Origin of the sequence: Pseudoalteromonas sp. SG45-5 (assembly GCF_014164085.1) — a bacterium.
In the GTDB taxonomy this organism is placed as follows: Bacteria; Pseudomonadota; Gammaproteobacteria; order Enterobacterales; family Alteromonadaceae; genus Pseudoalteromonas; species Pseudoalteromonas aliena.
The window spans coordinates 1-25,551 of the sequence record NZ_JACJEM010000035.1 but is presented as its reverse complement, the minus strand read 5'-3'; the positions used below and the strand labels follow the sequence as shown (position 1 = coordinate 25,551).

General features: G+C 38.5%; 23 protein-coding genes. 12 read left to right on the top strand and 11 right to left on the bottom strand.

What is annotated here, in order from left to right:
* Nucleotides 1–22 precede the first annotated feature (22 nt).
* The 6 genes from rpsA (at nucleotide 23) to H5119_RS12355 (ending at nucleotide 4,847) form a co-directional block, all read left to right on the top strand.
* Nucleotides 23–1,690: a 30S ribosomal protein S1 gene (rpsA, locus tag H5119_RS12380; protein ID WP_077539018.1), complete on the top strand. Its 1,668-nt coding sequence runs from the start codon at nucleotides 23–25 to the stop codon at nucleotides 1,688–1,690.
* A gap of 67 nt (nucleotides 1,691–1,757) precedes the next feature.
* Nucleotides 1,758–2,045 (top strand): integration host factor subunit beta, encoded by a 288-nt coding sequence (gene ihfB, locus H5119_RS12375; RefSeq protein ID WP_007376597.1) that lies wholly within the window; start codon nucleotides 1,758–1,760, stop codon nucleotides 2,043–2,045.
* A gap of 25 nt (nucleotides 2,046–2,070) precedes the next feature.
* Complete coding sequence (locus tag H5119_RS12370) at nucleotides 2,071–2,352, top strand: lipopolysaccharide assembly protein LapA domain-containing protein (RefSeq protein WP_182702448.1); 282 nt, start codon at nucleotides 2,071–2,073, stop codon at nucleotides 2,350–2,352.
* A 2-nt stretch (nucleotides 2,353–2,354) separates the two neighbouring features.
* Nucleotides 2,355–3,491, top strand: coding sequence for a lipopolysaccharide assembly protein LapB (gene lapB, locus H5119_RS12365; RefSeq protein WP_077537962.1), 1,137 nt, complete (start codon nucleotides 2,355–2,357; stop codon nucleotides 3,489–3,491).
* A gap of 186 nt (nucleotides 3,492–3,677) precedes the next feature.
* Nucleotides 3,678–4,382, top strand: coding sequence for an orotidine-5'-phosphate decarboxylase (gene pyrF, locus H5119_RS12360; protein ID WP_077537961.1), 705 nt, complete (start codon nucleotides 3,678–3,680; stop codon nucleotides 4,380–4,382).
* A 90-nt stretch (nucleotides 4,383–4,472) separates the two neighbouring features.
* The gene (locus H5119_RS12355; RefSeq protein WP_077537960.1) at nucleotides 4,473–4,847 is read left to right on the top strand and encodes a hypothetical protein; all 375 of its coding nucleotides are present in this window, start codon (nucleotides 4,473–4,475) and stop codon (nucleotides 4,845–4,847) included.
* Nucleotides 4,848–4,935: 88 nt separating this feature from the next.
* Here H5119_RS12355 and H5119_RS12350 read toward each other — a convergent pair whose 3' ends face one another.
* Complete coding sequence (locus tag H5119_RS12350; protein WP_077537959.1) at nucleotides 4,936–5,766, bottom strand: S1 RNA-binding domain-containing protein; 831 nt, start codon at nucleotides 5,764–5,766, stop codon at nucleotides 4,936–4,938.
* A 2-nt stretch (nucleotides 5,767–5,768) separates the two neighbouring features.
* Nucleotides 5,769–7,091, bottom strand: a complete 1,323-nt coding sequence (locus H5119_RS12345) for a DEAD/DEAH box helicase (RefSeq protein ID WP_077537958.1) — start codon at nucleotides 7,089–7,091, stop codon at nucleotides 5,769–5,771.
* A 207-nt stretch (nucleotides 7,092–7,298) separates the two neighbouring features.
* On the opposite strand from H5119_RS12345, the gene H5119_RS12340 reads away from it, so the two are divergent.
* The 3 genes from H5119_RS12340 to H5119_RS12330 all read left to right on the top strand — a co-directional run bounded on the left by H5119_RS12340 (nucleotide 7,299) and on the right by H5119_RS12330 (nucleotide 11,064).
* On the top strand, nucleotides 7,299–8,306 hold the full coding sequence (locus H5119_RS12340; protein ID WP_182702447.1) for a rhodanese-related sulfurtransferase: 1,008 nt from the start codon (nucleotides 7,299–7,301) through the stop codon (nucleotides 8,304–8,306).
* 148 nt (nucleotides 8,307–8,454) lie between these two features.
* Complete coding sequence (locus H5119_RS12335; RefSeq protein WP_182702446.1) at nucleotides 8,455–10,350, top strand: DUF294 nucleotidyltransferase-like domain-containing protein; 1,896 nt, start codon at nucleotides 8,455–8,457, stop codon at nucleotides 10,348–10,350.
* A 3-nt stretch (nucleotides 10,351–10,353) separates the two neighbouring features.
* Nucleotides 10,354–11,064 carry a 3'-5' exonuclease gene (locus tag H5119_RS12330; protein WP_077537954.1) on the top strand — a complete coding sequence of 237 codons (711 nt, stop codon included), beginning with the start codon at nucleotides 10,354–10,356 and terminating at the stop codon, nucleotides 11,062–11,064.
* A gap of 241 nt (nucleotides 11,065–11,305) precedes the next feature.
* On the opposite strand, the gene H5119_RS12325 is transcribed toward H5119_RS12330, so the two are convergent.
* Nucleotides 11,306–12,886 (bottom strand): BCCT family transporter, encoded by a 1,581-nt coding sequence (locus tag H5119_RS12325; protein WP_182702445.1) that lies wholly within the window; start codon nucleotides 12,884–12,886, stop codon nucleotides 11,306–11,308.
* A 419-nt stretch (nucleotides 12,887–13,305) separates the two neighbouring features.
* Here H5119_RS12325 and egtB point away from each other — a divergent pair, with 419 nt between their 5' ends.
* Both egtB and egtD read left to right on the top strand, forming a co-directional pair.
* Nucleotides 13,306–14,577 carry an ergothioneine biosynthesis protein EgtB gene (egtB, locus tag H5119_RS12320; RefSeq protein ID WP_182702444.1) on the top strand — a complete coding sequence of 424 codons (1,272 nt, stop codon included), beginning with the start codon at nucleotides 13,306–13,308 and terminating at the stop codon, nucleotides 14,575–14,577.
* On the top strand, nucleotides 14,574–15,548 hold the full coding sequence (gene egtD, locus H5119_RS12315; RefSeq protein ID WP_182702443.1) for an L-histidine N(alpha)-methyltransferase: 975 nt from the start codon (nucleotides 14,574–14,576) through the stop codon (nucleotides 15,546–15,548). The genes egtB and egtD overlap by 4 nt, the downstream gene beginning before the upstream one ends.
* Nucleotides 15,549–15,831: 283 nt before the next feature.
* Here egtD and H5119_RS12310 read toward each other — a convergent pair whose 3' ends face one another.
* The 7 genes from H5119_RS12310 to pxpB form a co-directional block, all read right to left on the bottom strand.
* Nucleotides 15,832–16,695 carry a PhzF family phenazine biosynthesis protein gene (locus tag H5119_RS12310; protein WP_182702442.1) on the bottom strand — a complete coding sequence of 288 codons (864 nt, stop codon included), beginning with the start codon at nucleotides 16,693–16,695 and terminating at the stop codon, nucleotides 15,832–15,834.
* Entirely contained in the window at nucleotides 16,679–18,352 is a 1,674-nt protein-coding gene (gene asnB, locus H5119_RS12305) for an asparagine synthase B (RefSeq protein ID WP_182702441.1), read from the bottom strand. Before asnB ends, H5119_RS12310 begins: the two co-directional genes overlap by 17 nt.
* A gap of 135 nt (nucleotides 18,353–18,487) precedes the next feature.
* Entirely contained in the window at nucleotides 18,488–19,174 is a 687-nt protein-coding gene (pcp, locus tag H5119_RS12300) for a pyroglutamyl-peptidase I (RefSeq protein WP_220492850.1), read from the bottom strand.
* The gene (locus H5119_RS12295; RefSeq protein WP_182702440.1) at nucleotides 19,167–20,192 is read right to left on the bottom strand and encodes a DUF979 domain-containing protein; all 1,026 of its coding nucleotides are present in this window, start codon (nucleotides 20,190–20,192) and stop codon (nucleotides 19,167–19,169) included. The genes pcp and H5119_RS12295 overlap by 8 nt, the downstream gene beginning before the upstream one ends.
* On the bottom strand, nucleotides 20,189–20,899 hold the full coding sequence (locus H5119_RS12290) for a DUF969 domain-containing protein (protein WP_182702439.1): 711 nt from the start codon (nucleotides 20,897–20,899) through the stop codon (nucleotides 20,189–20,191). Before H5119_RS12290 ends, H5119_RS12295 begins: the two co-directional genes overlap by 4 nt.
* A 28-nt stretch (nucleotides 20,900–20,927) precedes the next feature.
* On the bottom strand, nucleotides 20,928–21,854 hold the full coding sequence (locus H5119_RS12285) for a biotin-dependent carboxyltransferase family protein (RefSeq protein ID WP_182702438.1): 927 nt from the start codon (nucleotides 21,852–21,854) through the stop codon (nucleotides 20,928–20,930).
* A complete protein-coding gene (gene pxpB, locus H5119_RS12280) occupies nucleotides 21,847–22,512 on the bottom strand; it encodes a 5-oxoprolinase subunit PxpB (RefSeq protein WP_182702437.1) in 666 nt (221 codons plus the stop codon). The genes H5119_RS12285 and pxpB overlap by 8 nt, the downstream gene beginning before the upstream one ends.
* A gap of 247 nt (nucleotides 22,513–22,759) precedes the next feature.
* Here pxpB and msrA point away from each other — a divergent pair, with 247 nt between their 5' ends.
* The gene (gene msrA, locus H5119_RS12275) at nucleotides 22,760–24,049 is read left to right on the top strand and encodes a peptide-methionine (S)-S-oxide reductase MsrA (RefSeq protein ID WP_182702436.1); all 1,290 of its coding nucleotides are present in this window, start codon (nucleotides 22,760–22,762) and stop codon (nucleotides 24,047–24,049) included.
* A 179-nt stretch (nucleotides 24,050–24,228) separates the two neighbouring features.
* Here the strand turns inward: msrA and H5119_RS12270 are convergent, their stop codons facing one another.
* Nucleotides 24,229–25,110, bottom strand: coding sequence for a LysR family transcriptional regulator (locus tag H5119_RS12270; protein ID WP_138584178.1), 882 nt, complete (start codon nucleotides 25,108–25,110; stop codon nucleotides 24,229–24,231).
* Nucleotides 25,111–25,551 lie beyond the last annotated feature (441 nt).

Here is a 25,551-nt window from a genome sequence, read left to right as displayed (position 1 = left end):
AATATATGAGACGTATATTCGTATGTCAGAAAATTTTGCGCAGTTATTTGAAGAAAGCTTAAAGGGTTTTGAAGCAGAGCAAGGCTCTATCGTTAAAGGTACAGTAATCTCTATCGAGAATAACATTGTACTTGTAGATGCTGGTCTTAAATCAGAAAGTGCTATCCCTGCAGAGCAGTTCAAAAATGCTGCTGGTGAACTTGAAGTTGCTGTAGGCGACGAAGTAGATGTTGCACTAGATGCAATTGAAGACGGTTTCGGTGAAACTATCCTTTCTCGTGAGAAAGCGAAGCGTCACGAAGCGTGGATCCGTCTTGAGAAAGCATGTGAAGAGCAAGAGACTGTTACTGGTGTTATCAACGGTAAAGTTAAAGGCGGTTTCACTGTTGAAGTTGATTCAATCCGTGCTTTCCTACCTGGTTCACTTGTTGATGTTCGTCCAGTACGTGACACAACTCACCTTGAAGGCAAAGAGCTTGAATTTAAAGTAATCAAGCTTGATCAAAAACGTAACAACGTTGTTGTTTCACGTCGTGCAGTTATCGAATCAGAAAACTCACAAGAACGTGAAGAGCTTCTTGCTAACCTTGTTGAAGGTCAAGAAGTTAAAGGTATCGTTAAGAACCTTACTGACTACGGTGCATTCGTTGATCTTGGTGGTGTTGATGGTCTACTACACATTACTGATATGGCGTGGAAGCGTGTTAAGCACCCTTCAGAAATCGTTAATGTTGGCGACGAAATCGCAGTTAAAGTTCTTAAATTCGACAAAGATAAAACTCGTGTATCTCTAGGCCTTAAACAGCTTGGTGAAGATCCATGGGCAGCTATCGCTGGTCGTTACCCAGAAGGTTCTAAACTTTCTGGTCGTGTTACTAACCTTACAGATTACGGCTGTTTCGTGGAAATCGAAGAAGGCGTTGAAGGTCTAGTACACGTTTCTGAAATGGATTGGACTAACAAGAACATCCATCCTTCAAAAGTTGTATCACTAGGTGACACTGTTGAAGTTATGGTTCTAGAAATTGACGAAGAACGTCGTCGTATTTCTCTTGGTCTTAAGCAATGTATTGCTAATCCTTGGCAGGAATTTGCTCGTCTACAAAACAAAGGCGATCAAGTTACTGGTAAGATCAAATCAATCACTGACTTCGGTATCTTTATCGGTCTTGACGGTGGTATTGACGGTCTTGTACACCTTTCAGACATTTCTTGGAATACACCTGGCGAAGACGCTGTACGTGAATTCAAGAAAGGCGACGAAATCACTGCTATCGTATTACAAGTTGACCCAGAGCGTGAACGTATCTCTCTAGGTGTTAAACAAATCGAAGCTGACCCATTCAATAACTACCTTGATGCAAACAAAAAAGGTGCTATTGTTAAGGGTAAAGTGACTGAAGTTGATGCTAAAGGCGCAACTGTTGAACTTATCGAAGGCGTTGAAGGTTACATTCGTGTAGCTGATATCGCTCAAGAGCGCGTTGAAGATGCAACTACTGTTGTTTCTGTTGGCGACGAAATTGAAGTGAAATATGTTGGTGTTGATCGCAAGAACCGCACTTTAAGTTTATCTGTTAAAGCTCTTTTCGAAGCAGAAGAGAAAGAAGTAATAGAGAAGCTTAAGAAAGAAGAGCCAGTGTTTGAAAACGCAATGGCAGCTGCTTTCGCAAATGCACAAAAAGACTAATATATAATTAGTTTTTAGTTGGAAGGGCATTTTTTGCCCTTCCTATATCTCTTTTTAAGGAAACGCTATGACTAAGTCAGAATTGATAGAAACACTTGCGGAACAACACGCGCACGTTCCAGTGAAAGATGTTGAGAATGCTGTAAAAGAAATTCTTGAACAAATGGCCGGCTCATTATCTACTTCAGATCGTATAGAGATCAGAGGTTTTGGTAGTTTCTCTTTGCATTTCCGCGCTCCTCGCACAGGTCGTAATCCTAAGACTGGCGATACAGTTGAGTTAGACGGTAAGCATGTTCCTCATTTTAAACCGGGTAAAGAATTACGCGACCGCGTAAATGAAAGTATTGCCTAGTTAACTAATTTATTGGAGTAGTTACTTGTTTAAGGTATTAAAAATTATTCTGGTTGCACTATGCCTTATTAGTGCTTTTGTATTGGGTTCTCAAAATCCACAGCTAGTACAAATTAATTATATAATTGCCAGTAATACATTACCTTTAGCTGTAATCATAAGTATCTGCTTTTTGTTAGGTGTTGTAATCGGTTGTTTTATTTGTTTTAAATTGTTCTCACAATTAAAATGGCAAAATTATCGGTTAAAAAAACAATTAGCGCCTGAAAAAGACAAAAAAAAGCTTGCTAGTAATAAAGACACCTAACCATGATTGAGCTTTTGTTTTTATTATTACCTGTAGCAGCCGGTTACGGCTGGGTGATGGGTAAAAATAGCGCTAAAAACCAAGCTCATCAACTTAACCGTCAGATCACTTCTGAGTATAGTAAAGGTTTAAAATTTTTACTTGATAGAGAAGAAGATCAAGGTTTAGAGCACCTAATTAATCTACTCGAAGTTTCTGCTGATTCAGTTGAACATTATTCTACGCTTGCCACCATGTTTCGTCGTCGAGGTGAGTTAGATCGAGCGATAAAAATTCATGAACTTCTTCTAAAACATCCAAGCTTAAATGAACAACAAGCAGCTACAAGCAGATTAGAACTCGCCGAAGATTATATTATGGCAGGTTTGCTTGACGGTGCTGAGGAGCATCTAGTTTGGTTAGTAAAAGCAGGGCATGTTGAAGCTCTCGAACCTATTATTACTTTATATTCGCAAACTCGTGAATGGGAAAAAGGCATCAACATGTTTGAGGCCCACAGCGAATTATTTTCAAAAGAACAACAATTTAAAGCGATCGCAAATTTTTATTGTGAATCAGCCTTAGCTGATAACACCCCACAATTAATGAGAAAAGCGATTAGTTTAAATTATAAAGCTGTTCGTCCTCTTTACGAATTAGGTTTATCTGCTTATACAAATGAGGATTACGTTAAAGCCATTTATTATTGGCGAGAACTCGTTACTCAATTTACGTTATTTGCCCCGCTATTTATTGATAGACTCGCACACAGTTACAAACAACTTAACCTAACTCACCAATTTCATGAGCTAGTAAATGACTTATTAGAAAAAGGTGGCGTATTAATAAAAATAAAACATTGTCAGGCTTTATTAGAACAAGGTTTTACAGAGCAAGCATTTGAGTTTTTAACTGATAGTTTAAAACGACAACCAACAATTCGCGGTTTTAGTTTTTTGCTGCAATTGATGGCTGATCAAAATAAAAACACGAAAGAAGTTTTAGAGCAGATTGATAAACTTGTTACTTCATACATTGCGACTAAACCTGACTTTCAATGTCAGCATTGCGGCTTTACTAGCTATACAATTTATTGGAATTGCCCTTCTTGTAAACATTGGGAAACCATTGTTCCGAGTAGAGGGTTAGATGGATTTTAATAACCCCCCTTAATAACGGATTTAAAAGATGAGTATTTTAGCAAATTAAGCCATGTGTTTACTGATTTTAATTTTTATAAAGTAAGCTTGTATAAATTTACTTTATCGACACCCAAAATTACCCGCTAAAACTATTTTATTAGATCTATTTATATAATTACTTTATTGCCATACATTAGGATAGTTATGTCTTTCGAACATTCAAAAAAAATTCTCATTGCATTAGATTACGATGATCAGCAAATTGCCCTAAATTTTGTTAAACAACTTTCTCCTGATACTTGCCGTCTTAAAGTCGGTAAAGAGATGTTTACCTATTTCGGTCCTGCTTTTGTTAAAGAATTAATTGATTTAGGTTTTGATGTGTTTCTAGATCTAAAATTTCATGACATTCCTAATACTGTAGCTAAAGCTGTCACTGCAGCCGCAAAAATGGGTGTATGGATGGTTAATGTACATGCATCAGGTGGTTTTGAAATGATGCATAAAGCTAAACTTGCTTTAGAGCAGTTTGGTGATAAAGCGCCTTTGCTTATTGCTGTGACTGTTTTAACAAGCATGGATGAAAAAGAACTCAAACGTTTAGGTATTGAAAAATCCCCGCAGGAACAAGTCATTTACTTAGCTCGGCTTGCAAAAGAAGCAGGGCTTGATGGCATAGTTTGTTCAGCACAAGAGGCAAAAGTGCTTAAAGTTGAACTTGGTGATAAATTTAAATTGGTTACGCCAGGTATTCGTCCGGAAGGTAGTGATGCAGGAGATCAAAAGCGTATCATGACACCAAAACAAGCGATTGATGCTGGAAGTGATTACCTTGTTATTGGACGACCTATAACAAAATCGAATGATCCTGTAAAAGTGCTTAATGATGTTAATCGCTCGATTAATTAAATTAACAAAAGTAGTTGATTGATGCTAAAATCCTTACTAAATATGGTTCTAATATTACAAAATATTGTTTATATGTAGTGAGGGTTTGTCTTGAAATTGTTATTCTATGTGGTTATTTTTGCTGTTGCGGCTTTCTCAGTAAACAAATATTATTTATCAGGGAAGATAGATTCTGAGGCTTTAACAGTTGCTGATGTTATCGCGAGCTACCCCGTTAATATTTTTGATTTCAAACAGACTATGGCAGATTATGCACACCACTTGTGCTATAAAAACGAAGATGTCCTTAGTTCTCAAAACATTAGTGCTCGTGAATGTGTTAATAATCATGATGATAGGAAGTCTGATTGTGAAAGTAGGATTTTTCGTCTAGCACCTTTGAACTTAAAAACTAAAGAAGAGGTTATTGATTATTCAAAGCAATATACGCAATGCACCTTACCGTATAAATATATTATGGGCTAAGTAAAAGAATAATTTAATAATAGGCAGTTTATTATTGAGTGAAGATAGAAGTTGAGTGGTTGGCCACTCAACTTCTATCAGTAAAAAATTACTTCAAACGAATTGACTTTGCTTCAATATCTATTAATTCTTGCTTGAATAGTCCACCAATTGCTTTTTTGTAGTTAGCCTTACTGGTAGAAAACATCTTTTTTATTGCTTCAGGATCAGACTTATCGCCTAGTGGGATCACACCCCCTTCATTCTTAAGCTTTTGCATAATAGTTTCACCAAGATCGCTTACTTTTCCCATACCAGGCTTTTCTAGTACGACATCAATTTTTCCGTCGTCACGTACTTTTTGAATGAAACCTTTAAGCTTTTGGCCCACAAATAAGCTTTTAAATACCATATTGTAAAATACAACACCGAAGTGCGATTCTTCAATTAATACCTTATAGCCAATATCTGTTTTGCCAGCAACAATTAAATCCACTTCTTGTAAGTGAGTATATTGCGGCTCATCTTTAGATAGGAAACGATTAAAATTGTTTGATGCACAAATACGTTGGCTTGCATTATCAAGGTACAAACGAACTAAATATGAATGACCTTCTTGCATGCGTGGCTTTTGTTCGTTAAACGGGGTTAGTACATCTTTTTCAAGCCCCCAATCTAAAAATGCCCCAATACTGTTTATTTCTTTAACGCGTAGTAGGGCGTATTCACCTACTTGTGCATGAGGCTTTTTAATTGTCGCTGTGGCTAAGTTAGCATTGTCTAAAAAGATAAATACACTAATACTATCGCCAGCTTCAAGCTCATGTTTTATTTCTTGTTTTGGTAAAAATACTTCACCTAAATCATGGCCATCAAGGTAAGCACCTTCATTGCTTACTTCTTTTACAAATAAGGTTTGTGTTGTTCCTAGGTAACTCATAATTATTCCTGCTCAGGCTTTTTTTTACGGCGCATCGGTGTATCGCCATCAATATTCATGGGTGCTTTAATTGGGGCTGATGGTTTTTTAGGTTTTGCTTTTCGTTTAAATAGTGGTTTTTTTGCAACAACTGTTTTTTCTTTTTTCAATACAGATTCAGGTTTTTTCTCTTTTATCCCTTTAAATTTTGCCTTTAAACCATCAATGCTGGCAAAATTTAACTCATCATTTAAAAATGCTTTTATGGCTAAATAGCTAGCCCAATCTTTAGGGCCTACCAGCGAAAGCGCACTTCCTTTAAAACCTGCACGCCCAGTACGTCCAATGCGATGCACATATTCTTCAGCATGTTTTGGTAAATCAAAGTTAATTACATGCGTTACGCTTAGCAAATCTAAACCACGTGAGGCAACATCCGTTGTGATCAATATTTTAAAATTCTCACGACTAAACGAGTCCATAATATCTAGGCGTTTATTTTGTGTTAAATCACCAGCAAGTGCTACCGACTTAAATCCTTTAGCATTAAGTGCTTCACTTAAACGGCTTGTATCAGCGCGCGTTGCTGTAAAGATAATACATTGACCAACATCATCTTGATTTAAAAAATGTTCTAATAATGCCTCTTTGTGATCTAGATGATCCGCTAAATAGAGTGTTTGTGTGATATCACTGTGCTGCTCATTAGCTGCACTTAGCGTAATTTGCTTTGGTTTTTTTAATAAATTACGAGATAGAGCATCTACCTGTGCGTGATCCAGCGTTGCAGAAAACAGTAATGTTTGACGCAAACGGTGATTCGCTTGCTCGTTAATCATTTTTAACTGTTCGGTAAAGCCTAAATCTAAAATACGATCGGCTTCATCGAAAATAAGTAATTCAAGTCCGCTTAATTGTAATGAGCGTTGTGTAATGTGATCCGCTAAACGACCTGGGGTTGCGACTACAAATTGTGGATCGTTACGCAGAGCTTTAACTTGATCATTAAAGTTTTCTCCGCCAAGTATTTTCACAGCTTTAATCGCTGTACCTGCAATTAATAAGCGAAGTTGTGTGAACACTTGTGTTGCAAGCTCTCGTGTAGGCGCAACAATAAGTACACGAGGATCGCGTTTACTGAGTGCCTTTTGTTTCATCACCCGTTGTACTGCAGGTAGTAAAAACGCTAAGGTTTTGCCCGACCCAGTTTTAGACTGAGCGAAAATGTCATGCCCTGCAAGTGCGGTAGGCACTGCATGCGCTTGAATATCGGTGGGCTGGGTGATCCCTTGATGTGCTAATTGTGTTTCAAGGCGTGTATCAATCCCAAGATCAGTAAACTGCAATGTGTGTTTCTCCAAAATGAGCAATTAAGTCTATTAATTTATTGGCGCATTATAGCTTACTGAGGTGCGGTGCTAACAGTAAAAACCATTCTATAGCAGCATTTTTTGCAATTAATCCAAAAAAGCGTAAAATACGCGCCCCATATGCGCCGGATTTACGATTCGGTAAACGCCAATACTGGCTAACAAGGCAAAATAGGAAATATAATGACTGTTGTTCATAAAGATAATGTAACGGGCGATCACTTTGTAGTATGTGCGCTGTATAAATTTGTTGGGTTACCTGAATTTGAAGCTATCCGTAAGCCGTTGCTTGAAGTGATGGAAGCAAATGAAGTACGCGGTACTTTACTACTCGCTGCCGAAGGTATAAACGGCACTGTTTCTGCAAAACGTGAAGGGATAGACAACTTATTAGCATGGTTAGATAAACAACCAAATTTAAAAAACATCGTTACAAAAGAATCTTACGATGATGAATGCCCGTTTTACCGCACTAAAGTAAAGCTAAAAAAAGAAATTGTAACGATGGGCGTTGAAGGCGTAGATCCGCTAAAAGTTGTGGGTAGCTATGTAAAGCCAAATGAGTGGAATGCACTTATATCTGATCCTGAAGTTATTTTGATTGATACACGTAATGATTACGAAATTGAAATTGGTACATTTCAAAATGCAGTTGATCCAAATACTAAAACTTTTCGCGAATTTCCACAGTGGGCTAAAGAAAACTTAGATCCACAAAAACATAAAAAAGTAGCGATGTTTTGTACGGGGGGTATCCGCTGCGAAAAATCGACAGCCTACATGAAAGAGCAAGGCTTTGATGAAGTTTATCACCTTGAAGGCGGTATTTTAAAATACCTAGAAGAAGTGCCAAAAGATGAAACCATGTGGGAAGGCGAATGTTTTGTATTTGATAATCGCGTGGCGGTTGATCACGACCTACAAAAAGGCTCTTATGATCAATGCCACGCCTGTCGTATGCCAATTACAGAAGAAGAAAAGTTAAAGCCTGAATACATGGAAGGTGTCTCTTGTCATCATTGTATTGAAGAAGTAACTGATGAGCAACGCGCACGTTTTGCGGAGCGCCAAAAGCAAATAGAATTAGCGCAAGCGCGTGGTGAAGGCCATATTGGTAATGAGGCACAAGCTGTTTTACAGCAACGTAAAGAAGCCAAAAAAGCCCAAAAAGACGCTCAGCGCGGTAAATAAATTTTTACAATAAACATTACATTTAAAGAGTCTATTTAGGCTCTTTTTTTGTGCCTAAAATTGTGCAGTAATTGTTTTAACATCTTAATGATGATGTTAATCTGCAAGACAGATTTAGTCATTTTAATGCGCGTACAGGAAGGGATTTATGCAAGCCGAACAAGTTGAAATCGCACAATTTTTAGCACAACATCCTCCTTTTGATGATTTACCTCAAAAAGCGCTTAATGAGTTAGCTCAACAAGTAGAAGTTGCTTATTTTAGAGCAAAAACAGATATCTTGAGTTTTGGCCAAGACATAGCTGATTTGTACGTAATTAGAAGTGGCTCTGTAGAAATGTATCGTCGAAATGGCGAGCTTTACAATCGTTTGGCTACAGCGGGTATATTTGGGCAAATGGGTTTATTGATGAACCGTAAGGTGCGTTTTCCTGCAACTGCTCTTGAAGATACGTTAGTTTATTGCATAAATGTTGAGCTGTTTAATCGCTACTGTGATGAGTTTGATGCGTTTGCTGATTACTTTGAAACAGACGGTAACGTGCGTTTACATCAGGCTATTGTTGAACAAGCCGATGGCAACGACCTGACAACCGCGAAGGTGAAATCATTAATTCACAGAGATGTAGTTACCGTAGATGCAACGTCTACAATACAAGATATCGCTAAATTAATGACCGAAGAGGCGGTATCGTCAGTGTTGGTAACCGATGTAAATAAACCAATAAATGATGACCCAGAAGAAGACGATGGACAAGTCGTTGGTATAATAACCGATAGGGATTTACGCTCCAAAGTAGTGGCTAAAGGACTTGCTTTTAACACACAAGCAAAAGAGATTATGTCAACTAACTTAGTGCTTTTAGATGCTAATGACTATATTTTCGAAGCCGTACTGGCCATGCTTAGAGACAACTTACACCATTTACCAGTAGTACAAAAAAGACGCCCAATAGGGGTTATCTCCCTCTCTGATATTTTACGTTACGAATCGCAAAGCAGCTTATTACTTGTACGCGGCATACTTGCTCAACAAACAATTGAGGATTTAGCGCATTATGCACGCCAATTGCCCAATGTATTTGTACGTATGGTTAACGAAGATGCCAATTCACACATGATTGGTACCGCTATGGCTGTTATAGGACGTACATTTAAACAAAGATTACTTGTATTAGCTGAAGAAAAGTTTGGCCCGCCTCCTGTGCCTTATTGTTTTATTGCTCTGGGCTCAATGGCCCGCGACGAGCAACTTATTGTAACCGATCAAGATAACGCGCTTATTTTAGATGATAGTTACGACGATGAAAAACATAACGCGTATTTTCAAAATATTGCCGATTTTGTCTGTGATGGCTTAGCGCAGTGTGGTTACACCTACTGTGATGGAGAAATTATGGCGTCGTTTAAAAAATGGCGTAAAACTCGCTCACAATGGTTTGATCAATTTGCTGACTGGATAGCCCAGCCAAAGCCACAAGCCTTGCTTAACAGCTCAATATTTTTTGATTTAGACGGTGTATGGGGGAAAACTAAATGGGCCGACGAGCTTAAAATATTTATAGCAAAACAAAGCAAAGTAAATCGTGTGTTTTTAGCAAATATGGCAGCAAATGCACGCAACAGAACACCTCCACTTGGCTTTTTTAAAGGCTTTGTAATGGAGCATAACGGGCAACACAAGCGTTCAATGAACTTAAAACGCAGAGGGACTGCACCACTTTCTGATGTTATACGCGTGCACGCATTAGCTGTTGGATCGCGTAAACAAAACTCGTTTGAGCGATTAGAAGACATTATTGAAGCGAAACTTTTACCGCAGGGTAAAGCGCAAGATTTACGTGATGCACTTGAGTACATTGCCATGATGAGAATACGCCATCAAGCGTGGCAAATAGAAAAAGGCGAAGAGCCTGATAATGACTTAGATCCGCATTTACTTTCTCCGTTCGAACAACGAAACTTAAAAGAGGCATTTGCAATTTTAGAAAAAGCACAAAGTTATTTAAAATTTAGCTACACAGCAAACTCTGGTGTGAAGTAGCCGATGAATCCGCGTAATTACAAAGCATTTGATTGGCAAGCTAGATATAACGAGCTTGCCAATAGCACCGAAAATAAACTTTTAAAACACTTTTATGCTGGTGCTTATAATCAAGATAAAGCTGCTGTAAAAGATGTACCTTTTGTAGCAATGGACTTTGAAACCACAGGTTTAAATAGCCAAAACGACGATATAGTAAGTGTAGGGCTCGTACCGTTTAATTTAAAGCGTATCTATTGTAAACATAGCCGGCATTGGGTTGTTCAACCTAGGCGTAACCTGCATGAAGAGTCTATTTTAATTCATGGCATAACGCACTCTGAGGTAAATGAGGCCCCTGACTTTAATCGAATTATTGAGCCTTTACTTGAAGCGCTGAGTGGGAAAGTTGTCGTGGTGCATTACGCTGCAATAGAGCGCCACTTTTTAAATAATGCGTTATTGCTCAGACTTAAAGAAGGGATTGAGTTTGCACTGGTAGATACAATGGAAATAGAAAAAAGAGCACTAAAAGCAAGGCAAGGGTTATTAGGTCGCTTGTTTAATACCAAACTAGGCTCGCTCAGATTAACAGATTGTCGTGAGCGTTATTCTCTACCGGCTTATCATAATCATAACGCGCTAACGGATGCACTTGCTACAGCTGAGCTTTTACAAGCGCAACTGAGTCACCATTATCGTGTAGACACGCCCATTTCAGAGTTGTGGGTATAATACCTATTTTATTAAAAACATGATCATTCTGGCGTATTAAATAACTCACTAACTACGTTAAAAATTATTGATATAGAACAACTATGTATCATAATTTTAGTCTTGTTATTGAGCTATTTTCTTATCGCTATAATAGATCACTAATTTAATGCAATTGGTATAGCCTTAAATAGGTAAACAAAAAAACGCCGCAAAATTGCGGCGTTTCATCACGAATTAAAAGTGTTGCTAATTAATTGTATTATTTAATTGGGCGTGGCTCAGTTCGTAAACCTAAAATTAAGCTTACACACATAAACAACAACACAATAGTAAATGGCAAGCCAGTAGAAACAGCACCTGCTTGGAGTGCTTCAATTGCTTGTGTACCACCAATCCACAGTAGTGCAGCTGCAATGGCGCCCTCTACCGTTGCCCAAAATATACGTTGTGGCACCGGTGCATCAATTTTACCGCCAGCTGTAATTGAATCAATGACTAATGAGCCTGAGTCAGATGAGGTAATAAAAAATACTAACACTAATACAATCGCAATAAACGATAAGATATTAGATAGAGGTAATTCATCAAGCATTTGGAACATAGCTAAAGGTACTTCAGTTAAACCATTAGTGCCTAGCGCACCAATACCGTTAACTACTTGGTCAATAGCAATACCACCATAAATAGACATCCATAAAACAGTAACTAGCGTAGGGATAAGTAATACCGCAATTAAGAATTCACGAATTGTTCGACCGCGAGATACACGCGCGATAAACATACCTACAAACGGAGACCAGGAAATCCACCAAGCCCAATAAAACACAGTCCAACCATGCATCCATGTTTCGTCTTCGCGGCCATGTGGGTTACTCAATGGAATAATGTTTTCTACATAGCCCATCACGGTAGTCGGTACGTTGCCCATTGCTACAGCAAAGCCCACTAAGCAAACAAACAATAATAATGAAAACGCGATGAGCATATTTACATTACTCAGTAGTTTCACACCACCATCAATACCACGCACTACAGAAACGATTGCTAAGAGTGTAACACCCGCAATAACCAAAATTTGAGACCCGACACCACCTTCTGTACCAAATACATGATTAATACCAGCAGAGGCTTGTTGAGCACCTAAACCTAAAGATGTTGCAAGACCAAATAACGTAGCAAGTACAGCTAAGATATCAATAATATGACCAGGCCAACCCCACGCTCTGTCGCCTAGTATAGGGTAAAAAATAGAACGAATAGAAAGCGGTAACCCTTTGTTATAGGTAAAAAATGCAAGAGATAAACCAACAACAGCGTAAATAGCCCAAGGGTGAAGTCCCCAATGGAACATAGTTGCGCCCATTGCTAATTTTGCAGCCTCAGGTGTATTTGCGGCCACATTAAGTGGTGTTTCGTACCAACCAGTAAAGTAAGCAACCGGTTCAGCAACGCCCCAAAACATAAGGCCAATACCCATACCAGCAGCAAATAACATAGCAAGCCATGAAATTCTAGAGTGAGAAGGTTTAGCATCATCACCACCAAGGCGAATATTCCCGTAAGGAGAAACAATAAGTGCTAAACAAAAGAGTACAAAGAAGTTAGCAGCCCACATAAATAGAGCATCAAAATTATTAATAATATCGGTCTTGATGCTATCAAGTGCTGTTTTTGCAGTTTGTGGGTCGGTAACAAGTATGGCGATTAAAAAGATGACAATCAGGCCCGCACTAGTTCCAAAAACAGGGTTGTGTATATCAAATCCCCACTTTTGTACGTTGTCCTGACCTACGGTGTAGTCCGTATTGTCAATACTATATTTGTCATGATTTTCCTTCATGCAATACCTCTGTAGTTGTTCTAATAAGCCAAAATAAATTCGGCGTTATATCTAATTACATTAGCCTTTAAATATTAGGTAAAAAGTAATACCGTAATTATTTGAAGACTAACTAATTTGAAGAGTGATTTTACAATCACTAGTGTATGAGTTAAATATTAAATGTAAATGATTTTGTAGTTAAAACGCTGATATTATGGCTATGCGAGCAATTTATTTTGACTTTTGTATTAAAAACCCACATTCAGGTAGCGTTAAAAATTAGTTTGCTATTAAAGTAAAAATTTATACTTAAGGCGCTATAAATGATGATGTTTACGTAATAATAATTAATGTTTATTAAGCTGTAACATAAATATGATTTAACACTACAGTAAGCTATATTTTATAACGAGCATGGGTAAAGGACTAAGTTATTTATGAACAAGCCTGAAACAAATCATAAAGGCGGCGATGCACTAGCTGAATGTTATCAATCTGTTCGACGTTACAGTTTAGCCATTACTGCACAATTAAGCGTCGAAGATTGCCAATTACAAGCCATGCCTGATGTAAGTCCAAGTAAATGGCATTTAGCGCACACTACTTGGTTTTTTGAAACATTCTTATTAAGCATTCATTGTAAAAATTATCAGGTGTTTGATCCGCAATTTAAAGTGCTATTTAATTCTTATTACAATGGCATCGGTGCGCAATTTAAGCGCAGCAACAGAGGGAGTTTGTCACGACCAAGCCTAAAAGATGTACTTACATACAGAGCGTATGTTGATAAAGCAGTACTGCAATTATTAAGCACTCATAACGACGATGTTATTGAGCAAATAATCACACTAGGACTCAACCATGAGCAACAGCATCAAGAGCTTATGCTTATGGATATTAAATACAACTTTTCGGTTAACCCGACGTTTCCTAAATATAAAGCCATTGATATCCCTATTTCTAACAATAACAATCTGATAAAGCCTGCTAACTTTATTGATTTTGACCAAGCTATAGTCAATATAGGCACTAGCGATCAAACACAGTTTGCTTATGATAACGAACAACCCAAACATCAGGTACTAATACATCTATTTTGTTTTGCTAATCGATTGGTTACTAATGGTGAGTATTTAGCATTTATTAATGCGGGCGGTTATAACAATCCACAATATTGGCTAAGTGATGGCTGGGCGCATAGTAAAAATCAAGGTTTAAGCAAGCCTCTTTATTGGCATTATATTGATGGCAAGTGGTTTGAGTTTACCCATTACGGCTTACAACCACTCAATTTTAATGCCCCCGTTTGTCATGTAAGTTATTTTGAAGCCAGTGCCTATGCTAATTTTGTCGATGCGCGATTACCCACAGAATTTGAGTGGGAATACGTTGCCAAAGCACATAACGTTATTAAGCCCTCCCAAAACCAGCTAATGCCAGGACAGTGCGAAGGCGATGAAAAAATAACTCAGTTAACAGATGCATGCTGGCAATGGACGAACAGCGCATATTTACCATACCCCGGTTTCAAGCCTATTGAAGGAGTAGCAGGGGAATACAATGGTAAGTTTATGAATAACCAAATGGTGTTGCGTGGCGGTTGCGTGTTTACTCCTAAAAATCATTTGCGCACAACATACCGTAATTTTTATTATCCGCATCAAGCGTGGATGTGCAGTGGAATAAGACTAGCGAGGGATAAAGTATGAATCAAATAACAGCAATAAAGCAAAGTAACATCACCGACACTGAATTTCTAAACGACGTGATAAGTGGATTAACTCAACAACAAAAAACGCTTCCATGTAAATATTTTTACGATGATAAAGGCGCTGCATTATTCGAGCAAATAACATCCTTGCAAGAGTATTACGTAACACGTACCGAGCTGTCTATTTTAGAGCAACACTCGCAAGCAATTGCTGATCTGTTACCTGAAAACCTTTCTATTATCGAGCCAGGCTGCGGCTCGGGTAAAAAGGTTGCTTATTTATTAGCGCATATGGCAAACGTAAAAACCTTTGTACCGTTTGAAATTTCTGAAGAGATGCTCAGTTATTCACTGGCGCATTTATCACCGTTATTTCCAGAGCTAGTAATTTCACCTTTGCTAGGAGATTTTACACATAGCCAAATGGTTAAACAGTTAACTAAAGACACCGCTTTAGACAGTCAAACCAATTTAGTGTACTTTCCGGGCTCTACTCTTGGTAATTTTGCCCCAGTTAAAGCCATAGAAATTATGAATAATTTCCATCGCTTATGCGGTGTAAATGGTTATGTACTAATTGGGGTTGATTTAGTAAAAGAGCGCCAAGTGTTACTGGATGCATATAACGATAAAGCGGGAGTCACCGCCGCATTTAATAAAAATTTACTACAACGTATTAATAACGAGCTAAATGGCACATTTAATTTAGATAACTTTAGCCACGAGTCACGCTTTAACGAGCAACATAGCCGTATCGAAATGCATTTAGTAAGTAATTGTACTCAAAGCGTGATTATAAATGATCAGCAAATAGACTTTATAGCAGGCGAAAGTATCCATACAGAAAACTCTCACAAGTACACGCTCGAATCGTTTAAGCAGCTTACTGCGCAAGCTAATTTAAAGTTAGAGCAAACATGGCAAGACGATAGTAACTATTTTGCCTTGTGCTTATTAAGGCCGCTATAAACGTTTACTTAATATGTTTAGGGCGTGTTGATCTTTGATGGTTGAATTTGCAGCAATGTATTTGTTTTTTAGGCAAGGCAGAGCCTATGAAGTGTGGTTATTCCACATAAATAGGCGATAACGCAGCATAAATGCCAAACATGTGCTGCCCTTCGGGTTCTGCCTAGGGGCGATAAACTCTTTGTTGCTCGATTTTTACTTAGCCCACTAGGTTACAAACCTCGCGCCGCGATTTAATCGCCCCTAGATTGAACAAATTTCAATTCGCAAAGATCAACACGCCCTAGTAAATGACAACTTCAGCATTGTTAAACTCATAGTTCAGCAATGCGCCATTATTTGATTGCTGTATAAGCATAGCTTTATTTAAACCATGTAGTCTAAATAGCAGGGGGGCAATAACAGATACCGCAGAGCCTGTAGCACTGTCTTCATTTACACCAAACTGAGGTGCAAAGTATCTAAAATGCGCTATGGCATTTTTCTTGTCTTTATTTTTTATACTAAGGGCAATTACTGCATTTTTGTGGAGTTTACTCAAAGCTTTAAAATCAACGTGTAAGCTTTTTAAATCGTCTTTTTCAACTTCTTTATTAAATTCTTCATTAAATAGCACGACGGTATAACCGTTTTTATCATCGGTACTGTAGGCTACTTTTATTGCTGATGAAAACACACTTTTTAACTCACTTTCAGCAAATTCGCTTTTTTTAGGCTCTATGCTTTTTAGTAACAGCTGAGCGCGTTGTTTTTTTACTCTTATAGTAAAACGCTCATGACTCATCGAGATGAACGCTTTAGGGCAATAACCAAAGTGGTTTATCAAAAAATTAGCGGCTGCTAAAGTACCATGTCCGCAGCGTTTAATTTCACTTGTTCGGTTAAACCAGCGAATTTTACAATGCAGTTTAGTTATCTCATTGTGATTTAAAAATACGGTAGCAGGGTGAATTGATTGTGATGCAATATATTGCATTGTTTTTGATGTTAACCCATTTTTATAAATAACAATTAAAGCGCTTGAGCCTTTTAAGTTATTTGCAGAGCTATAAAAAACAGATTCGGTGGAAGTGAACTCTATAAAGCGAAGCGTAAGCCATTTAGGCTTACGCTTCGCTAAGCAAAGAGTATTAACCTTTGCTTGCATATGCGTCGTTATGAACACCCGCAGCACGACCTGATGGATCGGCATTGTTTTGAAACGATGCGTCCCATGCCAGTGCTTCTGGAGTCGAACACGCTACCGATTTACCATGCGGTACACATTTAGCTGATGCATCACCAGGGAAATGCGATTCAAAAATAGTACGGTAGTAGTACGCTTCTTTTGAATCTGGTGTATTAATAGGGTATTTAAATTTTGCATTTGCAAGCTCTTGATCGCTTACTTGCTCGTTTACAAACTCTTTTAACGTATCAATCCAGCTGTAACCAACACCATCTGAAAACTGCTCTTTTTGACGCCATAGCACTTCATCAGGTAAGTAACCTTCAAAGCCTTCACGTAAAATGTGTTTTTCAATTTTGCCATCTTTACACATTTTAGCTTCAGGGTTGATACGCATAGCAACATCAACAAATTCTTTATCAAGAAACGGTACACGTGCTTCTACGCCCCATGCCGCCATTGATTTATTAGCACGTAAGCAGTCAAACATATGCAGTTTTGATACTTTACGGTTTAGCTCTTCATGAAACTCTTGTGCGTTAGGGGCTTTATGGAAGTATAAGTAGCCACCAAATAGCTCATCAGCACCTTCGCCCGACAACACCATTTTAATGCCCATCGCTTTAATTTGGCGAGCCATTAAGTACATAGGTGTAGAGGCACGAATCGTTGTTACATCGTACGTTTCAATGTGGTAAATCACTTCACGCAGTGCATCAATACCTTCTTGAATGGTAAAAATAATAGGGTGGTGAATGGTCCCAATCATGTCAGCTACTTTTTGTGCAGCGGCTAAATCAGGTGAGCCTTCAAGTCCCACTGAAAAAGAATGTAGCTTAGGCCACCATGCATCGCTTTCATCGTTATCTTCAATACGTTTTGCAGCAAAGCGCTGGGTAATAGCAGAGATAACTGATGAGTCTAAACCACCAGAAAGTAATACACCGTAAGGCACATCACACATTAGCTGGCGTTTAACAGCCGCTTCTAATGCATCTTTAACGTCTTGGGCTTCTGCGCTATTATCTTTAACTACATCAAACGTTTCCCAATCACGCTTGTAATAAGGCGTCATTTTACCATCTTTGCTGTACAGGTAATGCCCTGGTGGAAATTCTTCAATATGCTTACAAATTGGAGAAAGTGCTTTTAGCTCAGAAGCAACGTAAAAGTTACCGTGCTCGTCGTGACCGGTGTAAAGCGGGATAATACCAATATGATCACGGCCAATTAAGTAAGCGTCATTTTCTTCGTCGTATAAACAAAATGCAAAAATGCCATTTAGGTCATCTAAAAAGTCAGGCCCTTTTTGTTTGTACAGCGCTAAAATAACTTCACAGTCTGATTGAGTTTGAAAAGTAAAATCAACATCTAGCTCTGCTGCAAGTTCTTTATGATTATAAATCTCGCCATTAACGGCTAAAATATGTGTTTTTTCTGGATTGTATAAAGGCTGTGCACCGCTTGATACTCCAACAATAGCTAAACGCTCATGCACTAAAATAGCTTTTTCAGATGCATATACACCAGACCAATCTGGGCCTCGGTGTCTAAGCAGTTTTGACATTTCAATTGCTTGAGTACGCAACTGAGTGGGATCAGATTTAATATCTAATACCCCAAAAATTGAACACATAGTAACTCCTCATTCCTATTATGTGTGTAGTACAGCCAATTTGCTGCACTGCGAACCTTTGTTTTATCAGAAATATTTACTCAAGTCACATAGCTTTTACAATTAATTAAGAATAATTTATGCACCAAGTTAGAATTAGCTGCACCATAATGACCAGTGGGTGGTGCCAGCGGCTACTTTAATATCACTTTCATTGTTCAAAGCTTGAGCTACTATGACTTTCAGCGCATCTATAACGGTTTCTTCATTCATACTAGGTGCACCGCTGTGGTGCACAGCTTGGCTTGGTAAATAAGGAATATGCACAAAGCCGCCTTTCATTACAGCGCAGTGCTCATTTATGTAATGCATAAGACCATACATAACGTGATTACACACATACGTGCCTGCCGTATTCGAAATGGCAGCTGGTATATTGTTGTTGTGCAATGCGTGTAACATGCGCTTTATTGGTAGGTTTGTAAAATAGGCATCAGGGCCATTTTTTTCTATTGGTGTATCGATAGGTTGATTACCTGCATTGTCTTTAATGCGTGCATCGTCAACGTTTATTGCTATTCGCTCAATTGATATTTCGCTGCGCCCACCAGCTTGACCTATGCATAAAACAATCGCCGGATTGTGCGATTCAATGGCGTTTATAAGCTGGCTGATAGACGTATTAAATTCACAGGCAAGTTCTAGCGTGCATATTTTGTGTTTCATGATGATAGTTTCATCAAGTTTTTGTACTGCTTGCCAAGAAGGGTTTATAGCTTCACCACCAAAAGGGGCAAAGCCGGTTATTAATACACACGCCATTGAAGAAGTTGATTTAGTCATTAAACACCAAGCTATACATTAAAATAATATTAACGGCGAGTAAGGTAACTGCCGTCGGAATTTGCACCTTTATTACATGGTACTTATCTTTTAAGTCTAAAAGAGCGGCAGGAATAATATTAAAATTTGCTGCCATAGGCGTCATTAACGTACCGCAATAGCCGCTATACATACCAAGTGCAACTAATGGAGCAGGGCTTGCGCCATGACCTTCAATTAAAAATGGCATCGCAATACCCGCAGTCATCACCGGAAATGCAGCAAACGCGTTACCCATAATCATGGTAAAAAATGCCATACCTACACAATACAAAACAACCAGCATAAAACGATTATCTGGGGCTATAAATAAAGTAACCAGTTCTTTAATAGAGTCGCCTGTTTGCGCCACAATAAATACCCCACCAAGCATGGCTAGCATTTGCGGTAAAATGGCTGCCCAGCCAATAGAATCAACCAAACGGCGAGATTCGCTCACGGCTTGAACAGGGCTACCACCGGTTATTTTCCAGCCAACAAGTAATGCAAAAACACATGCAATGGTTAAGGAGGCGAGCGTTAAATGGCGTTGATCAAGTAAGTAAACATTGTTTATAGCTACATTATCAAATAGTACAGTAAAGACTATGGTAACAATTGGGATCATTAAAGCAGGAATAAATAACTTATTGCCTAGAGTTTTAGCACTTTGGTTTTGATCCTGCTCGCTGGGAATAGAGTAACTTCCCATAGAAACTAAATTTAAACCGGCTAATAAAGCGATGAGTAATACGCTAATACCTACCATTAGGTACGTTGTTTGTGCACCAAGAGTTGCAATAGCAAAATCACCAAATAAAAAACTACTGCCAAACAAAAACCAAAATAGGGCAGTTGTCAGTCTTTTTGGGTGGTTTTTATCTTGCAGGGTACGTACTACTAAAAACATCACCATGATGCCAATAAGCAGGTATATGTTTTCAATGGTCACAAGTGCAGTGCTTGTATGCGATACATCGGCATCAATTACTTTACTCATAGTATGGGCTCCGGTGCATTGTACTTTTGAACCGCTTTTGCAATTTTACTTTCGAGTCGAGCTAGTCTAAATAAGTGAATAACCAAGGCGCATACCGCAGTAGGGATTGCCCACAAACCAATATGCAGCGGCTCAATACCCGTTATACCGTTTTCTTTTAAAAATGCATCCATAAGTAAAACAGCACCAAAGGCTATAAATATGTCTTCACCAAAAAATACCGCAATGTTATCAACCGCCGCCGCATGGGCGCTGATCATATCTTTTACGGGTTTAGGCAATTCGCCATATTTATTTGTAGCCGCCCCTAATGCCATAGGTGCAAGTAAAGGGCGAACTGTTTGTGCTTGCCCGCCGAGTGAGATCAAACCAAGTGCAGCCGAGCATTCTCTAACAATAAAATAAAGAGCGAGTATGCGCGCGCTGGTGGCTGTTTTAATTTGTGAAATCCAATCGCGCGCACGTTGTTGTAATCCATAGCGTTCAAGTAGTGCAATAACAGGTAAAATTAAAATGAAGCTCGCTAATTGGCGCGAGTTCATAAACTTTTCGCCAAACGTTTGCAGCAAGCTGATAAAATCAAGATTGACTGCCCAGCCGGTCGCAAGCCCTGCAAAGGTAACCACTAGTAACGGATTAAAGCGCAGTGCAAAACCGATTACTACAACGGGAATGCCAATGAGCGGCCAATAATTTAAATCGAACATAGTTTTCCTATTTATTTTTAGAATACTTTTATAGGTTATTTTTAAGTGCAAGGCTCAATTGATGTAGGTGCCCGTCAAGTTTCTGTTTTGCCTTTGCAGCTTCTTCAAACGTTACATATTTAAACTCAACAGTATCTAAAGGTCTAAATTGTGCAAATTGATGTAAGTCGGCTTCAATTACAGTCCCTAAAAGAGGGTAGCCCCCGGTTGTTTGACCATCATTTAGTAACACAATAGGCTCACCATTTGGTGGTAGTTGAATACTCCCAGGACTCACCCCGAGTGATGGCAAAGAGTGCGAATGCCCCAAACTACTTTTATGCTCAAGCCTTACGCCCATTCGGTTACTGTTACTACTGACTTTAAATGCGGTAGATACAAAGTTGCTAAGTAAAGGCTCACCAAATAAATTAGCATGAGGACTTGGGTGCAGTCGTATAAGCTTGCGCTGAGCGGGAGCCATTGCGCCTACTTTTATAAACTCTCCACAATAAGGAGTAATAGGTATTTCATCACCAGTGGTGAGAGCTCTACTTTGAATGCCACCAAAACACGCGTTTAAATCTGTAGATTTAGAGCCCATAACCTCAGTATTTTGTATACCGCCTTTCACTGCTAAATAAGCTCTTAAGCCGGCTCTACCAGTAGCAAAGCTAAGTACTTGTTTGTTTTTTACTGCGTATGTCCAACCAGGGTAAATTGCTTGTCCGTCAAGGGTGGCTTGCAAATCGGCACCATGAAGCGCAATCACTGTATCGCAGCTAAATTCAAGCTCGCACAAACCAACGGTTATTTCTAAAACGGCATCATTGTCGTTATTGTTAAGTAGTCTATTAGCAATGATTTGTGCAAAGGGGTCTAAGCTGCCCGCTTTGCTTACCCCTAAATGGCGGTAGCCTTCACGGCCAAAATCTTGAATTGTAAGTAATACACCACTTTTGAGTACTTTAATCATGAGTTGCTCCTTTATTAACTAGCGGAACAAATTCAAGCGTATCGCCTGGTTGAATTAAACAAGGTTGCTCAGAGGTCGAATCAAACAAGGCTGTATCTGTATGGCCTATTATGTGCCAACCACCAGGGGTATCTGCGGGGTAAATTCCGGTTTGTGCAGCACCTATCGCAACAGAGCCTTTAGGAACCCTAGTACGTGGCTCATCACGCCTTGGTGTATGTAATTGCTCTTCTAAACCATGTAGGTAAGCAAAACCAGGCTGAAAGCCTAAAAATAAAACGTGGTACTTGGTGTTACTATGAATATTAATAACCTCATCAGCGCGTAAATTATGATAACGAGCCACATAATCAATATCCTCACCCTTGTAGGTCGTTTCGATTAAGTGATGCTGCCCCTTAAAAGTACTCGTTTTGATATCATTCCACAGCGAAGGTAGCACTTGTAACCACTTGTTTACGTGTTTATCTGATTTTAAATAGAGAGTGAGCGAGTTCATGGCAGGCACCAAATCGCTAAATTCATCAGTGCATTTACAGTGGCTGGTTAAAGCCCAAATTTTTCTTTGAGTAGAGAGTCTATCTGTAGCGTCTAAATGCGATGCATCAAACAGTAAACTACTGTTTGTTAATGCATAAATATGAGGAGTTGGCTTCATTAAATAAACCTATTTGTACAACATAATTTAAACGTAACACAGTTTTATTAATTTATTTACACCATTGCGACTAAGTGGTTATGTTTATTACCCAACTTACTTTAAGAGTCGTTTTATATTCAATTAATCGAATTTAACTTATTGAGGACCAAAACTTAATACGCTTCGTACTAAATAAGTAATCCGGATGAAATGAAAATTAAGATAAGGAGGTCTTAATAAGTACGCAGATGTACAGAGGTAACTTATGAAACACCAGCATTTATTATATTTATCAGGCGCAGCTATTATATTTAGCGCAGGCAGCTTTGCTTTATCAATGGAAAAAGTAAAACGCAGCGATGTAGAAGCCACTATGCATGTAGAAACCATTGTGCTTGGATCGGGTTGCTTTTGGGGGGCAGAAAAACGCTACGAGGCGCTTAATGGTGTTATTGATGCTGAATCGGGTTATGCAGACGGTAATGGTTTTAAAGCAACATACAGAAATATTACTGATCAGTCTCGTCGCTTTGACGAAAATAATTACGCTGAAGTTGTGCAGGTTATGTATAACAGCAATATAATTTCAGCAGAAGATCTATTAAAAAACTATTTTGAAAGCCACGATCCAACACAAAAGAATCGTCAAGGTAACGACATTGGTACGCAATATCGTTCAATCGTATTAACGACTACCGATGCGCAAGCTAAAGTAGCGGAGCAAGTTAAATCGCAATATCAGCAGCTTTTAACTGATGCGAGCTACGGCAACGTTGAAACGGTTATTAAGCCGCTCCAAAGTTTTGAATCGGCAGAAGAATACCATCAAAATTATTTAGAAAAAAATCCAAACGGCTATTGCCCAGATCATTCTACGGGTGTTGTTTTTAATAAAACACCCGTAGAAAAAGTAGATAACACTGCTTTATTAGCAGGAAAGCAAATCGTAGTCTTAGATTCACGTGAATACTGCCCATACTGTGAAAAATTCAAAAAAGCAGTCGCAAATGATTATAAAGGGACTATCCCAATGACATTCCGCCATGCTGATCAACTTGATAATTTAACTATTAAGTCAGCCACGTGGGCAACACCGACTATTTTGTTTTTAGAAAATGGCGTTGAAGTATATGGTCGTCAAGGTTATGCAACACCTGAAGAGTTTTACAAAGCATTAGGCGCTTTTAAATTAGGTAACAGTGATGCTTACAAGGTCGCGTTTGATGCGCGAACAGACAGAGCATATTGTAAAGAGTACAAAGAGTTTAAAAATACACCAGATGGTACTTTTGTAGACAAATTAAGTGGTGAGCCACTTTTTGATACGAGAGATCGGTTTAATTCAGGCACTGGTTGGTTGTCGTTTACTCATCCTGTAAAAAGCAATGTTACCCAACATGACGACAGCAGTTGGGGGATGACACGGATTGAGCTTCGCTCAAAAAGCACTGGTATACACTTAGGGCACTTATTCCCAGGTGAAGGACCAAGAGGACGCGATCGTTACTGTATTAATGCAACAGTCCTTGATTTTGTACCGCGAGATAAAGACTAAGCAGTTAATTAAGCCTGATTTTAAATCAGGCTTTTTTATATAATTTATTTTTTAAGGTGTTTATAGCAATAATACTTAATGAGTTGAGGGATTAAAGCTGACGCTCACGGCATTAAAAATTCTGATATAAAAGAACTCAATTGCTGTCTTGTTATCAGCAAGATTTTACTCTCTCAAAATCATTCTTGTACTTTTCTAAAGGTATTCACAACCCACTTTGCAAATAAATCGAGAGGGTGGTTTGGCATATTCGATTCATGCTGTACTAAATAATACTTATCTTTTGTTGTTAAAGGCTGTTCAAATAATTTATACAGCCATTGCTCATCTAACCAGCTTTGACTAATTGGCAGTGGAATAAGCGCAATGCCCATACCTTGCTGCGCCGCACGCGCTACGCCAAACATACTGTCTATTTGAATAATTTGCGTAGGTGAAAAGTCATCAATCCCCGCTTTTTCAGCCCATTGATGCCATGCCCAAGGACGCGCTTTGTGTAAAATTAACGGTACTTGGTTAAGCGCTTGACGATGATCATTTTTCCATTGATCGAGCAGTTTCTTATTGCATGCAGGAATATATTCTAGATTAAACAGCTCAGTTGCTAACCCTTCGGTGGGTTTACTAGAGGACAAAACAATGGATAAATCACTATGGCGTGTTAGCTCTTTGCGTGTTTTAAGCGTATCCATTTGTAAATTAATATTAGGGTGCTCTGATGTCCACTCACTTAATTTAGGCATGAGTAGCTCGCTTGCAAAAAATTCTGGCAGAGTAATTGTTAAATTTGTATTTTGTTGCATCTGACTAAATTCATTAATGGTGCTCTCTAACATAGTAATAATAGGAGACACTGCATCAAAAAAGTTTTTACCAGCCGTGGTTAAGCTAATTGAACGCGTTTTACGCACAAAAAGCTCAATACCAAGTTGCTCTTCAAGTTGTTTGATTTGATGGCTTACCGCAGACGGCGTTAAATACAGCTCATTGGCTGCGTGCTTAAAGCTTAAACTTTTTGCCGCAAAGCAAAAAGAGCGAAGGCCTCGAATAGGAGTTTGCATGTTTTCCAGTATTTATTTGTTGGTGTAGCCTAATGCAGGCAAAAATCGAACCAGTTAGTAATTATAATACTATCAATAATTTATGATTTAAAATTAAGGTGTCTAACAACTTTGGTGCATCATAGCAATAAATTAGTGCAAATGCTCTAACTAGTTAGTTACCTATTTATGCAACTATTATAGATAAAAATTTACTGCAGTAGGATGAATTATACCAATCTGCTTATATATGGGGTCTATTTAACGTTAAGAAATTACGCTAGAACTAGGCAAAAACTTTTGTATCTAGTTGTTCTAAATAAAAAATTTTTAACGACGTTATAGCAGGCATTGATCAGACCCCTAGGCAACTTTTTGGATTTTATATAAATGCAACGCATGTCCACCAATGAGCCTTATTATTTTTTCCCTGAACTCATCAAAACCATCCAAGCTGATTTT